Origin of the sequence: Isoptericola sp. S6320L, assembly GCF_023015685.1 — a bacterium.
Lineage (GTDB): Bacteria > Actinomycetota > Actinomycetes > Actinomycetales > Cellulomonadaceae > Isoptericola > Isoptericola halotolerans_A.
Genome location: NZ_JALKAT010000015.1, coordinates 1 through 13,055, shown reverse-complemented (window position 1 = coordinate 13,055; position 13,055 = coordinate 1). Strand labels below are relative to the sequence as shown.

General features: G+C 73.3%; 10 protein-coding genes. 6 read left to right on the top strand and 4 right to left on the bottom strand.

The features are described 5' to 3' along the window. Positions 1-29: 29 nt before the first annotated feature. Positions 30-953: a phosphotransferase gene (locus MWU57_RS10175; RefSeq protein ID WP_246909054.1), complete on the bottom strand. Its 924-nt coding sequence runs from the start codon at positions 951-953 to the stop codon at positions 30-32. 118 nt (positions 954-1,071) lie between these two features. On the opposite strand from MWU57_RS10175, the gene nudC reads away from it, so the two are divergent. Next, positions 1,072-2,019: an NAD(+) diphosphatase gene (nudC, locus tag MWU57_RS10170; RefSeq protein ID WP_246909053.1), complete on the top strand. Its 948-nt coding sequence runs from the start codon at positions 1,072-1,074 to the stop codon at positions 2,017-2,019. A 12-nt stretch (positions 2,020-2,031) separates the two neighbouring features. Here the strand turns inward: nudC and MWU57_RS10165 are convergent, their stop codons facing one another. Further along, positions 2,032-2,298, bottom strand: coding sequence for a mycoredoxin (locus MWU57_RS10165; RefSeq protein WP_106266994.1), 267 nt, complete (start codon positions 2,296-2,298; stop codon positions 2,032-2,034). Positions 2,299-2,358: 60 nt separating this feature from the next. On the opposite strand from MWU57_RS10165, the gene MWU57_RS10160 reads away from it, so the two are divergent. Beyond that, complete coding sequence (locus MWU57_RS10160; protein ID WP_246909052.1) at positions 2,359-4,407, top strand: ATP-dependent DNA helicase UvrD2; 2,049 nt, start codon at positions 2,359-2,361, stop codon at positions 4,405-4,407. A 479-nt stretch (positions 4,408-4,886) separates the two neighbouring features. Continuing rightward, entirely contained in the window at positions 4,887-5,258 is a 372-nt protein-coding gene (locus MWU57_RS10155; RefSeq protein ID WP_106266990.1) for a WhiB family transcriptional regulator, read from the top strand. A gap of 45 nt (positions 5,259-5,303) precedes the next feature. On the opposite strand, the gene MWU57_RS10150 is transcribed toward MWU57_RS10155, so the two are convergent. Continuing rightward, the gene (locus MWU57_RS10150; RefSeq protein ID WP_246909051.1) at positions 5,304-6,359 is read right to left on the bottom strand and encodes a ThiF family adenylyltransferase; all 1,056 of its coding nucleotides are present in this window, start codon (positions 6,357-6,359) and stop codon (positions 5,304-5,306) included. Positions 6,360-6,454: 95 nt separating this feature from the next. Between MWU57_RS10150 and MWU57_RS10145 the strand changes: the two genes are divergently transcribed. Beyond that, a complete protein-coding gene (locus MWU57_RS10145) occupies positions 6,455-7,036 on the top strand; it encodes a M48 family metallopeptidase (protein ID WP_246909050.1) in 582 nt (193 codons plus the stop codon). 9 nt (positions 7,037-7,045) lie between these two features. Here MWU57_RS10145 and MWU57_RS10140 read toward each other — a convergent pair whose 3' ends face one another. Beyond that, a complete protein-coding gene (locus tag MWU57_RS10140) occupies positions 7,046-8,515 on the bottom strand; it encodes a zinc-dependent metalloprotease (protein WP_246909049.1) in 1,470 nt (489 codons plus the stop codon). Between the two features lie 135 nt (positions 8,516-8,650). Between MWU57_RS10140 and MWU57_RS10135 the strand changes: the two genes are divergently transcribed. After that, positions 8,651-9,847 carry a PDZ domain-containing protein gene (locus MWU57_RS10135; protein WP_243400953.1) on the top strand — a complete coding sequence of 399 codons (1,197 nt, stop codon included), beginning with the start codon at positions 8,651-8,653 and terminating at the stop codon, positions 9,845-9,847. A gap of 144 nt (positions 9,848-9,991) precedes the next feature. Next, complete coding sequence (locus MWU57_RS10130) at positions 9,992-13,027, top strand: UPF0182 family protein (RefSeq protein ID WP_106266983.1); 3,036 nt, start codon at positions 9,992-9,994, stop codon at positions 13,025-13,027. Positions 13,028-13,055: the final 28 nt, after the last annotated feature.

Here is a 13,055-nt window from a genome sequence, read left to right as displayed (position 1 = left end):
GACGGTGCACTCACGCCTGAGGCTGCGGTTCAGGCCGGGGTGTCCTCGCGGGTCGCCTCGTCCAGGTCAGCCAGCATCGACTCGGCGTCGGCGACGACGTCGGGGAGCCGACGGCGGACGCCGTGCATGAGCCATCGCGCGAGCGCCAGCTCGCTCACCAGCAGCGCGCGGTCCACGAGGCGCGGGTCGGTGAGCTCGGTCCGCCGGAGCTGGTAGGCCTCCATGATCGCGTCCACGCACTCCGGCGGGGCGGCGGCGAGCAGCCAGGCGAGGTCGTCCGCGGGGTCCGCGACGCGGGCGTCGGACCAGCCGCTGATGCTGGTCACCCGGTTGCCCGAGACGAGCACCTGGTCCGGGGCGAGGTCGCCGTGTACCACCACGGGCTGGAACCGCCACAGGCTCACGTCCTCCAGCGCCGTCTCCCAGCGGCGCAGCAGGTCGCGGGGGACGCGCCGGGTCGCGGCGGCCTCGTCGAGCTCCACGAGCCGGCGCTCGCGGTACTCGGCGGAGGTGTAGGACGGCAGGCCGCACGCCTCGACGACGGCGGCGGGCAGCTCGTGGACCGCCGCGAGGGTCCGCCCGAGGTCGGCCGCCAGACCGGGCCCGGGCCGCAGCGCCGAGATGTCCAGGGGTGCACCGCCCAGCCGTTCGTGGACGACGGCACGCCCACCCTCGGGCAGCAGGGCCGAGCCGGCGAGCCGCGGGACGGTGAACGGCAGCACACCGGCGTCGACGTAGAGGTGGAGCGACTCCAGCAGCTCGATCTCGGCCTCGAGAGCGGCACCGGCCAGCGCGGTGGTCGGCGCCCGCACCATCCACTCCTCGCCGGAACCCGTCGTGACGACCGCGACGTCGTAGTCACCGGGCACGTCCTCGCGCCGCACGGTCCGGGCGTCGAGGCCGGGGACGGCGGCCGTCGACAACGCGGCGAGGGCGAGCTGGCTGCGGGGCACGTGCCCACCGTAGTGCGGCCGCGGGCCCCTGCCGCGCTGCGTCGCCGGGCGTGTCCGGCGGCCCGCCCGCACTCGACGGACCGGCGCCGCCGGAGAAGAGGTGACGTAGCGTCGTGCCGTGCACCCTCTCGACCTGCCCTTCTCCCGTGCCGCCCACGACCGCGCCGCGCACCGCCGCGCCGAGCCGGACCTGGTGGCGGCACTGCGGGACGACCCGACCACCGGTGTGCTGGTGGTCCATCGCGGGCGGCTCGCCGTCGTCGGGCACGAGGCTCCGCGTGCCGCGCTGCTCCCGGCCGCCGGGTTGCCCGACGGACTGTGGTTGTTCCTGGGGGAGTCCGACGGCGCGGCGCACCTCGCGCTCGTCCTGCCGGAGACCGACGACCCGCCGCCGCCGGCCGGTGCGCAGGGCTGGGCGGGTCTGCGCGACGTCGCCCAGGGGCAGGTCGACGCGCTCGCGGCCGGCGACCTCGCTGCCCGGCTGGTCCACGGGCTGGCGGTGGAGGCGGTCGCGCTCGCGGGCTGGCACGCGACGCACCGCCGCTGCGGGCGCTGCGGCGAGCCGACCGCCGTCGTCCAGGCAGGCTGGGCGCGCCACTGCCCGGTCGACGCGCGCGAGACGTACCCGCGTACCGACCCGGCCGTCATCATGGCCGTCGTCGACGACGCGGACCGGCTGCTGCTGGGGCACGCGGCGACGTGGCCCGAGGGGCGCTTCTCGACGCTCGCGGGATTCGTGGAGGCCGGCGAGGGCCTCGAGGACACGGTGCGCCGCGAGGTGGCGGAGGAGACGGGGGTGGTGGTCGGCACCGCACCCGGCGACGTCGTCTACCGCGCCAGCCAGGCGTGGCCGTTCCCTGCCTCCCTGATGCTCGGCTTCCGGGCGCGCGCCGTGGGGACGGCCGTCCAGACCGACGACGAGGAGGTCACGGAGGCGCGGTGGTTCACCCGGGCGGAGCTGGCCGCCGCGGCGTCCGCCGGCGAGGTCAGCCTGCCGGGACGGCACTCGATCGCCCGTGCGCTCATCGAGGAGTGGTACGGGGAAGGGCTGCCGGGCTCCTGGTAACCCGGCCGGCGCTCAGCGGTCCAGGGCCGCCTTGACGTCCGCCAGGGAGGGGTTGGTCGCCGCCGAGCCGTCCGGGAAGACGACCGTCGGCACCGTCCGGTTGCCACCGTTGACCTGCTCGACGTACTCCGCCGTCTCCGGCTGCTCCTCGATGTCGATCACCGTGTAGCCGATGCCCGCGGAGTCCAGCTGGGTGCGGAGCCGGCGGCAGTAGCCGCACCAGGCGGTCGAGTACATGGTGACGGTGCCGAGGTCCGGCAGGGCGGGACGGGCGGTCATGCGAGCCTCCTGTGGATGGTGCTGCGTGCGTGTCGGGGACGCCTGCGACAATCGCAGACGATGCCAGTACTGACCAACTCCCCGGGCGCCCCGCTTCATCCCGACGCGATCCTCGACGCGCTGGACCCCGAGCAGCGCGAGGTCGCGCTGGCCCTGGCCGGTCCCGTGTGCGTGCTCGCGGGCGCAGGGACCGGCAAGACCCGGGCCATCACGCACCGCATCGCGTACGGCGTGCGGACGGGCGCGTACCCCCCGACGTCGGTCCTCGCCGTCACGTTCACCGCGCGGGCCGCGGGCGAGATGCGCACCCGGCTGCGCGAGCTCGGCGTCGCCGGGGTGCAGGCGCGCACCTTCCACGCGGCGGCGCTGCGGCAGCTCGGCTACTTCTGGCCGCGCGTGGTCGGCGGCGCGCCGCCGCAGATCCTCGAGCACAAGGCGCCCGCGGTGGCCGAGGCGGCACGCCGCATCGGTGCCAGCGTCGACCGGGTGGCCGTGCGCGACCTCTCGAGCGAGGTCGAGTGGGCCAAGGTCTCCCTCGTGACGGCGGAGGACTACGTCAAGGCGGCCGCCGCGGACGACCGGCCGGCGCCGTCGGGGTTCGACCACCAGACGGTGGCGCGGCTCGTCGCCGCCTACGAGGACGTCAAGACCGAGCGCGGCGTCATCGACTTCGAGGACGTGCTCCTCATGCTGGCCGACATGCTCGGCTCGCACCCGCACATCGGCGACCAGGTGCGCTCGCAGTACCGGCACTTCGTGGTGGACGAGTTCCAGGACGTCTCGCCGTTGCAGCACTTCCTCCTCGACCAGTGGCTCGGCGGGCGCAAGGAGCTCTGCGTCGTGGGCGACCCCTCGCAGACCATCTACTCCTTCACCGGGGCGACCCCGCACTACCTGCTGGACTTCACGCGCACGTACCGCGACGCCCAGGTCGTGCGGCTCGTCCGGGACTACCGCTCGACGCCGCAGGTGGTGCACCTCGCCAACGACGTCCTGCGGCGTGGCCGCGTCACCGGTGCGCTCGAGCTGGTGGCGCAGCGTCCGGCCGGCCCGCCGGTGTCCTTCACGACCTACGACGACGACGAGGCCGAGGCCGCGGGCATCGCCGCGCGGGCGGCGCGGCTCGTCGCCGACGGGGTGCGGCCCAGCGAGATCGCGGTGCTGTACCGCACCAACGCCCAGTCGGCGGCGTTCGAGTCCGCCCTGTCGGACGCCGGCGTGAGCTACCAGGTCCGCGGCGGCGCCCGGTTCTTCCAGCGCCGGGACGTGCGGGACGCCGTCGTGCTGCTGCGGGGCGCCGCCAGGTCCTCCGACCCGGACCAGCCGATGCCCGAGCAGGTCCGCGACGTGCTGCTCTCGGCGGGGTGGGCGGAGAAGCCGCCGGCGGCCCGGGGTGCGACCCGTGAGCGCTGGGAGGCGATGCAGGCCCTGGTGGGCCTCGCCGACGACCTGGCGGCCGCTGCCTCCGAGGACGCTCCTGCCACCCTGCAGGGTCTGGTCGACGAGCTCGCCGAGCGGGCGTCCGCCCAGCACGCGCCGACGGTCGACGGCGTGACCCTCGCGTCCCTGCACGCGGCGAAGGGGCTCGAGTGGGACGCCGTCTTCCTCGCCGGCATGAACGAGGGGCTCATGCCGATCTCTCTCGCCGAGACGGACGAGGGCGTCGCCGAGGAGCGCCGCCTGCTCTACGTCGGCATCACGCGGGCGCGCGAGCACCTCGACATCTCCTACGCGCGCTCGCGCAACCCCGGCGGTCGCGCGACGCGCAAGCGCACCCGGTTCCTCGACGGCATCTGGCCCGACGACGGCAGGGGGCGCGGGCGCACCGGCACGGGACGCGCGCAGCGCGGCCAGGCGCGGGCCCAGCTGACCGGGCACGCGAACGTCGAGCTCTTCGACGCGCTGCGCGAGTGGCGCCTGTCGGTGGCGCGGGAGACCGACAAGCCCGCCTACACGGTGCTCGGTGACGCGACGCTCGCTGCCATCGCCGAGCTGCGCCCCACCTCGACGGCCCAGCTGGCGCGGATCAACGGCATCGGTCCGGCCAAGATCGACCGGTACGGACCGACCCTCATCACCCTCGTCGAGAGCGCTGCGGAGAGGGACTGAGAGCCCCGGAGGAAGTTCTCCGAAAAAAGTTGGGAAAAAGATGTGGCGAGCGCGGCCGAGCCGTCTATGCTCGTCATGACCGAGTTGGAGCGGCACCTGCCGAGAGGCAGAGGCCCGAGATGACGAAGGAGGTGGGCACGACGATGAACATCATCACCACGCAGCTGACAGGCGGCACCGGGATCGCGACGGGGAAGAACTCTGTCCCGACCACGCTCGTGCCGGCCTTCCGCGTTCGCACGCGTCCCGGCGCTGGGGCAGCCCTCGTCGATCTCGCACCCGACTCCGCACCCTGGAGACATCCGGTCCACTGACCGGTCCAGGCCGCGGAGTCCACCAGGACCCGCGGCCTTCGTCTTTTCCCCACCGGGAATCGGCCCTCATCGGCCGGACGATCCGTCCCTCTGACACCAGAGGGCCGTCCGCAGGTCCTGAACACCGACGTTCACACCACACCCAGGACCTGACGGAGGAACATCGTGCGTCTCGCACAGCTGTTGGACGAGCGGCTGCTCGACGCTGCCCCCGCCGGTGGCACCAGTCGCTGGACCCCCCACCAACCGGTGGCACAGACCCCCGAGGAGGCGGCCGAGCTCGAGCGACAGTTCGCGGCCCTCCTGCCCTGCCGCACCAACGACCCCGAGCTCTGGTTCGCCGAGCACACCGACCAGGTGGAGCGTGCCAAGGCGCTCTGCCGTGCCTGCCCGCTGCAGTCCGGCTGCCTGGCCGGTGCTCTCGAGCGCTCGGAGCCCTGGGGCGTCTGGGGCGGCGAGGTCTTCGTCGACGGCGTCGTCGTCGCCCGCAAGCGGGGTCGTGGCCGTCCCCGCAAGACCGACCAGGCCGCGGCCTGACCATCGATCGATGCCCCACGAGGTGCTACCTCGTGGGGCATCGTGCTACCTCGGCGGGACGGTGCAGGGGCAGGCCGGGTGCGCCTCGACCGGCCGCGTGCGTGCGACCGCCTCGGGCAGCGTCACCTCCAGCACGGCGCCGGCGGCCGCCGGCCGGGTGCCGTCGAGGTGGGCCAGCACCTGACCTGCCGCGAGGGCGGCCGCCGTGACGGACAGCACCGTCTCTTGGCCGGGGGCCGCGGGGAGCTCCGCGAGCTGGTCGACGAGCTCCGGCCAGCGCTCGTCGGCGTCGGTGGCGTGCCGGTGCCAGCAGGCCGTGCACGCGGTGCTCCCCGGCAGGACGAAGGGGCCGAGCGTGACGTCGGCCTCCCCGACGACGACCGGCAGGTGGGGGATGCCGGCGCTCATGAGGAGCGTGAACGTCTCCGGTCGGACGACGCGGTCGCACACCGCCACGACGACGTCGGGCAGGGCGTCCGCGTGCCAGGTCCGGGCCCACGCCGTGCGCGGGTACCTGGCCCCCAACGCCGCCTCGAGCCGTGCAGCGCGCCGGTGGCCGACATCGGTCTGGCGGTAGGTGCCGGTCCCGAGATCGGTGACCTGGACGGGCGAGTCGTCGTCGAGCACGAGCGTGCCGACGCCTGCGGTGGCCAGATGGGCGGCGAGCATCGCGCCGATCCGGCCCAGCCCGCTCACACCCACCCTCCGCACGGCTCGCCGGGCGAGCGTGACCATGCCTCCGCCGTCGGGCAGCAGGGCGCCGAGGACCGGGGCGTCCGCGGCGCCCCCGGCCGTGGCGAGCACGTCGGGCGTGCGTCGCGGCGACGGCACGAGGAACCCGCAGTCGGCGAGGAGCGTCCCGATCTCGCGACGGCGCTCGTCTTCGACGCGGTGCCGCGCCGCGGTGCGTTCGAGGGAGGCGTGCTGCGTCGTGGCCGACGCCGTGAGCCAGCGCGTCTCGGCGTCGGCGAGGCCGGACAGCACCAGCGACCAGCGGCTGTCGGTACCGAGCTGGACCTCGCCCGGGCCGCGGCCGAGCACCGGCGCGCCGGGGCGCAGCCGGAGAGCAGCCGGTTCGGGGGACGTGCTCGAGGACGCCATGGCGGCACGATGACACGTCCGCACCTGGCCGCGCCGACGCCGTCCACAGGGCTGTGGAAAGGCCTGCGAACTGGGCCGTCGGAGTGTCCCGACACATGCCCTTGACGCAATCCCGGTATGGTCATGGTGTGGCCCACGACACCATGCCGACCGTCGAGGTCCGGCGGAGCCGTCGTCGGACCGCGACGGTCAGCGCGTACCGCGACGGTGACCGCACCGTCGTGGCCATCCCCGCGCGCTTCTCGCGTGCCCAGGAGCGCGAGTGGGTCGAGAAGATGGTGGCGCGCCTCGAGGACAAGGAACGTCGCCGCCGCCCGTCGGACGAGGAGCTCGTCGACCGGGCGCGCGAGCTCTCCGAGAAGTACCTCGACGGCCGCGCGCACGCGACCAGCGTGCGGTGGGTCACCAACCAGGAGCGTCGCTGGGGCTCGTGCACGCTGGTGGACGGCTCGATCCGGCTCTCCACCCGCTTGCAGGGCATGCCCGAGTGGGTCATCGACTACGTGCTGCTGCACGAGCTCGCGCACCTGCTGCACGCCGGCCACGGGCCTGACTTCTGGCGGCTGCTCGAGGCCTACCCGCGCACCGACCGGGCGCGCGGGTTCCTCGAGGGCGTGGCGTTCACCACCGACGGCTCGCGGGACGACGACGCCGACTCCGGCTCGTCCGCCACCTGACGGACCCGGCTACCTCCCGTCGCCGGGCGCACCCTCGTCCGTCCCGGGCTCCTCGCCCGGCGAGGCGTCCCCGGGCTCTTCGCTCTCGGTCGACTCCGAGAAGATCTGGGCGAGCGCGGCGTCCACGTCCGCCTGCTCGTCCGCCTGGGCGGCCCGGCGCGCGGCGTAGCCCGGCGGGTCGTCCAGGTCCTCGGTGCCGGGCAGCAGGTCCGGGTGGTCCCAGACCGCGTCGCGCGCCTCCGGGCCGCCGGTCGCGAGCAGGTGGGCGAACAGCGCCGCGGCGTCGCGCGAGCGGCGGGGCCGCAGCTCGAGGCCCACGAGCGACTTGAACGTCTGCTCGGCGGGGCCTCCGGCGGCCCGGCGCCGGCGGATCATCTCGCGCAGCGGCACCGAGTGCGGCAGGTGCGGCAGGGACGCGGTGGCGGCGACCTCGGAGACCCAGCCCTCGACGAGCGCCAGGGCCGTCTCCAGGCGCAGCAGCGTCGCCTGCTGCTCGGCGGTGTTGTGCAGGCCGAAGACGTCCCCCGACAGGGCGCCGCGCAGCGACTCCGGGTCGGCCATGTCGATGTCGCGGACCTGCGCCTCGAGGGCGTCGAGGTCGATCGTGATGCCACGGGCGTACTGCTCGACGAGAGCGTGCAGGTGTGCCCGCAGCCACGGCACGTGCACGAACAGCCGGGCGTGGGCGGCCTCGCGCACCGCCATGTACAGCTGGACCTCGTCGAACGGCGAGTCGAGGCCGTCGGCGAAGGCACGCACGTTCGTCGGGACCAGCACGGTGGCAGGCTCGGTGAGCAGCGGCACGCCCACGTCCGTCGCGCCGAAGACCTCGCGGGACAGGGTGCCCGCGGCCTGGCCGACCTGCATGCCGTAGACCGCCGACCCGAGGCTGCGCATCATGGTCGCCGGGTCCAGGTCGCCCAGGCTCCCGCCGGGGAACACCGGCATCCCGGGCAGCTCGAGGCCGGACATGTCGCCGTCGCCGACCTGGTCACCGAGCACGGTGGCGAGGGCGTCGGCCGCCGAGGCCGCCACGGGTGCGACGAGCTGCTGCCACGCCGGCAGCGTCGCCTCGACCCACTCGCTGCGGCTCCAGGCGCGGGCCGGCCCGCCCGACGGCGGAAGGTCGGTCGCGGCGTCGAGCCACAGCTCCGCCACGCTGAGGGCCTCCTGCGCCGACCGGGCCTGGGCACCGGTCAGCGACGGGTCTCCCTCGGCCACCGCGACCTGGCGGGCCAGGTCGTGCGCCACCTGGGTGTTCACCGGTCCCTCGCCGGAGGTGAACAGGCGCTGGAGCTGGTCCATGAGGTGCTGCATGGTGGCGGGGTCGGGGGCGACCCCGCCCATCAGCGCGGCCGGGTCGAGGCCCTGGGAGCGCATCTGGCCGAGCACCTCGTCGGTCCGCTCGCCGAAGATGCCGTGCAGGGCGTCACGCAGCGCGCGCTCGCGCTCGTCGGGGTCGTCGGGCAGGTCGCTCATCGCAGTCCTCGGCTCCTTCCGGTGCGGCATCCACCGCACGCTCACGGTATCCATGACCGACGACGACGCGCGGTGCCGAGTTCCGTCGTTCGCTCACGGCGCACCGGTCGCCCGTGGATCGGCGATGATGGGCCGGTGAGCTTCGATCGCAGCCATCATCCGGCCGAGCTGTACGGGCACGCCCAGGCGCACCCGCTGCCCGAGGACCGCGCCGTGGCGGGCACGGACGACGCGGACGGCCACGACCCCCGGATCCGGCACCGCCCGACGTCCCGCCGCTCGGTGACGCTGGTCGTGTCGTTGCTGGTGACCGCCGTCGTCGCCGCGGTGCTCCTCGTGCTGCCGACGCCCTACGCGGTCCGCACCCCGGGGCCGACGGAGGACACCCTGGGCGTGCAGGAGCAGGGCGCCGGGCAGAGCGCGACGGAGATGCCGTTGATCGAGATCTCCGGTGCCGAGACTTACCCGGCCTCGGGCGAGCTGCGCCTCACCACGGTCTCGGTGTACGGCGGGCCCGGTGGCGACGTGCTGATGGGCGACGTCCTGTGGGGCTGGTCGTCGGTCGAGCGCTCGGTGCAGCCGGTGGAGCTCATCTTCCCCGAGCCGGTCACGCCCGAGGAGCAGCAGGAGCAGGGCCAGGCCCAGATGATCAGCTCGCAGGAGTCCGCGACCGTGGCCGCCCTCACGGAGCTCGGGTACGAGGTGCCGACCACCATGACGGTCGTGGCCGCCGCGGAGGGCACGGGCGCGGAGGGCGTGGTCGAGCCCGACGACGTCATCGTGTCGATGGACGGTGAGCCCCTGGAGAGCTATCCGGAGCTGCTCGCCGTGCTCGACGACGTCACCCCGGGCGACGACGTCGTCCTCGGCGTGGAGCGGGCGGGCGAGCCGGTCGACCTGACGGTCACGACGGGGGAGGGCGACGGCCGTGCGCTCCTCGGCGTGCTCATCGACCCGGTCTACGACTTCCCGGTGGACGTCACGATCCAGATCGAGGACATCGGCGGGCCGAGCGCGGGCACCATGTTCGCCCTGGGCATCGTGGACCTCATGACGCCGGAGGACGAGCTGGCCGGGGCGGTCGTCGCCGGGACGGGCACCATGGACGTCGACGGGCGGGTGGGCCCCATCGGCGGCATCGGCCAGAAGATGTACGGCGCGCAGCGCGACGGCGCCGAGTGGTTCCTCGCCCCGGCGGACAACTGTCCCGAGGTGGTCGGCCAGGAGCCCGAGGGTCTCGAGGTGGTGTCGGTCAGCACGCTCGCCGAGGCGCGGGCGGCGATGGAGGCGATCGGCGCCGGCGAGGGGCAGGACCTGCCGCGCTGCTCCTGACGCGGGATCGTGACCGGTTCGTGAGGGCTCGGGTGCCCCCGTGTGTCGGAATCGTGGGAACCTGGGCAGACGTTCGAACGTTGTCCTGACGTCCCTGCGTGCCTGCACGTGTCCCGTCCCGAGCACGAATGAGGTGCCCGCACCGTGTCCTTCGCCCCACCCCGACGACCGGACGGACCGCCAGCAGCGAGGCGTCGGAGCCCGCTGCTGATCACGGTCGTGATCCTGGCGGTCCTCGTCGCCGCCCTCATCTTCCTGGCGACCTTCTGGACCGAGGTCCTGTGGTTCACGCAGGTCGGCTACGCCAACGTGGTGTGGACGCAGTGGATCGCCCGGGTCGTGCTGTTCCTGGTCGCCTTCCTGCTCATGGGCGCGGCCGTCTACAGCTCGTTCACGATCGGCTACCGGTCGCGACCGGTCTACGCGCCGTCGACACCGGAGCAGGCCACGCTCGACCAGTACCGCGAGGCCGTGGAGCCGCTGCGCAAGCTCGTCACGTACGCCGCGCCGGTGGTGATCGGCTTCTTCGCGGGCGTCGCGGCGTCGTCGCAGTGGCGCACCGTGATGCTCGCCCTGAACGGCCAGTCCTTCGGTGAGACCGACCCCGAGTTCGGCATCGACATCGGGTTCTACGTCTTCACGCTCCCGGTGGTGCGCTTCGCCGTCAGCTTCCTCATGGCGGTCGTGGTCATCTCGGCCATCGCCGCGGTGGTGACCCACTACCTCTACGGCGGCCTGCGGATCGGTTCGCTGCCGGCCGGGACGCCCCGGACCACGACGGCGGCCCGCATCCACCTGGCGGTGCTCGGCGCCGTGCTGATGCTGCTCATCGGCGCGAACTACTGGCTCGACCGCTACAGCATCCTGACCAACTCCAACGAGCGCTACGACGGCGCCTCGTACACCGACGTGCACGCCGTGATCCCCTCCAAGGAGATCCTGATGGGCGTGGCCGTGCTGGTCGCCGCCCTCTTCGTGGTGGCGGCGTTCCGCGACACGTGGCGCCTGCCCGCGATCGGTGTCGGCCTGATGGTCGTCTCGGCGATCGCGATCGGCGGCATCTACCCGTCGATCGTCCAGCGCTTCCAGGTGGACCCGAACGCCCAGTCCCTCGAGGCCCCCTACATCCAGCGCAACATCGACGCCACGCTCGACGCGTTCGCGATCGACGACGTCCAGTCCGAGCAGTACGACGCGACCACGGAGGCGGCCGAGGGCCAGCTCCGGGACGACGCCGAGACGACGGCGTCGGTGCGCCTGCTGGACCCGCAGGTCGTCAGCCCGTCGTTCCGCCAGCTCCAGCAGAACAAGCAGTTCTACAACTTCACGGAGAACCTGTCCGTGGACCGGTACGACATCGACGGCGAGTCCCGCGACACCGTGATCGCGGTGCGCGAGCTGAACCTGGACGGGCTCGCCGACCGCAACTGGATCAACGACCACACGGTGTACACGCACGGCTTCGGCGTGGTCGCGGCCTACGGCAACCAGCCCGGCCCGGACGGCCAGCCCGCCTTCTTCGAGGGCGGGATCCCCACCGAGGGCGCGCTGACCGAGATGTTCTCGGACGGCTACGAGCCGCGGATCTACTTCAGCCCGGAGGCGCCGGAGTACTCCATCGTGGGGGCCCCGGAGAACACCGACGGCTGGGAGCTGGACTACCAGGCGGACGACGAGGGCGGCCGCCAGGTGCTCTACGAGTTCCCGACCGACGAGACCTCGGCCGGCCCGGAGATCGGGACGTTCCTGGAGAAGCTGCTCTACGCCCTGAAGTTCGGCGACGAGCAGATCTTCTTCTCCGACCGTGTCACCGAGGAGTCGCAGATCCTCTACGACCGCGACCCGCAGGAGCGCGTGGCCAAGGTCGCGCCGTGGCTCACCCTGGACAACAAGGTCTACCCGGCGGTCGTCGACGGTCGCGTGAAGTGGATCGTGGACGCCTACACGACCACGGACGCCTACCCCTACTCGACGTCCGCGCCGATGCAGGAGGCGACCACGGACTCCCTCACCCTGGCCGCCCAGGGCGTTCCCGTGGACCTGCCTCCCGAGGTCAACTACATCCGCAACTCGGTCAAGGCGACGGTCGACGCGTACGACGGCACGGTCACGCTCTACGCCTGGGACGCCGAGGACCCGCTGCTCAAGGCGTGGAGCCAGGTGTTCCCGGACTCGCTGCGGCCGATGGAGGAGATCTCGGGCGACCTGATGTCGCACGTGCGCTACCCGGAGGACTTCTTCAAGGTCCAGCGCACCCTCCTCGAGCGCTACCACGTCACCGACGCGGTCCAGCTGTTCTCCGGCTCGGACGAGTGGGTGACCCCGGACGACCCGGTCGCGTCGTCCGAGGCGGCGGCGTCGAAGCAGCCCCCGTACTACCTGACGCTGAAGATGCCGGAGCAGGAGGAGTCGTCGTTCTCCCTGACGAGCACCTTCATCCCCGGCGGGATCACCGACCGGGAGATCCTCACGGGCTACCTGGCCGCCGACGCCGACGCGGGGTCGACGGCGGGCGAGGTCGCCGAGGGGTACGGCACGCTGAGGCTCCTCGAGCTGCCACGGGACTCGACGGTCCCGGGGCCAGGTCAGGTGCAGAACAACTTCAACTCCAACCCGACGATCTCCGAGCAGCTCAACATCCTGGGCCGCGGCGACTCCGAGGTGGTGCGCGGCAACCAGCTGACGCTGCCCGTGGGTGGCGGCCTGCTGTACGTGCAGCCGGTCTACATCCAGTCGGCGGAGGGGACGCAGTTCCCGCTGCTGCGGCGAGTGCTGGTGGCGTTCGGTGACCAGACGGGCTACGCCGAGACGCTGGACGAAGCCCTTGACCAGGTGTTCGGCGGTGACTCCGGTGCACAGGCCGGTGACGCCGACGAGGCCGAGACCGACGTGCCGACGGACGTCCCGACGGACGAGGTCACGGATCCTGCGGCGGAGCCCACGGCCGAGCCGGAGCCGACCGAGACCACCGAGCCGGCCGAGCCGACGGAGGAGCCCGCCGCGCCGGCGGGCGACGCGCAGGCTCGCCTGAACGCCGCGCTGGCGGACGCCAACCAGGCGCTCACGGACAGCCAGGAGGCGCTGCAGAGCGGCGACTGGACCGCGTACGGCGAGGCGCAGGAGCGGCTCCAGACGGCGCTCGAGCAGGCGCTCGCGGCCGAGGAGGAGCTCGAGGGCTGATGCCTCGCGCCGGGCGGATGGGACGCAG

What these genes read in the sequence shown, in the direction of transcription:
- MWU57_RS10160 (WP_246909052.1), top strand. Translation starts at nt 2,359, where the DNA reads ATGCCAGTACTGACCAACTCCCCGGGCGCCCCGCTTCATCCCGACGCG.
- MWU57_RS10140 (WP_246909049.1), bottom strand. Translation starts at nt 8,515, where the DNA reads ATGAGCGACCTGCCCGACGACCCCGACGAGCGCGAGCGCGCGCTGCGT.
- MWU57_RS10165 (WP_106266994.1), bottom strand. Translation starts at nt 2,298, where the DNA reads ATGACCGCCCGTCCCGCCCTGCCGGACCTCGGCACCGTCACCATGTAC.
- MWU57_RS10145 (WP_246909050.1), top strand. Translation starts at nt 6,455, where the DNA reads ATGCCCTTGACGCAATCCCGGTATGGTCATGGTGTGGCCCACGACACC.
- MWU57_RS10150 (WP_246909051.1), bottom strand. Translation starts at nt 6,359, where the DNA reads ATGGCGTCCTCGAGCACGTCCCCCGAACCGGCTGCTCTCCGGCTGCGC.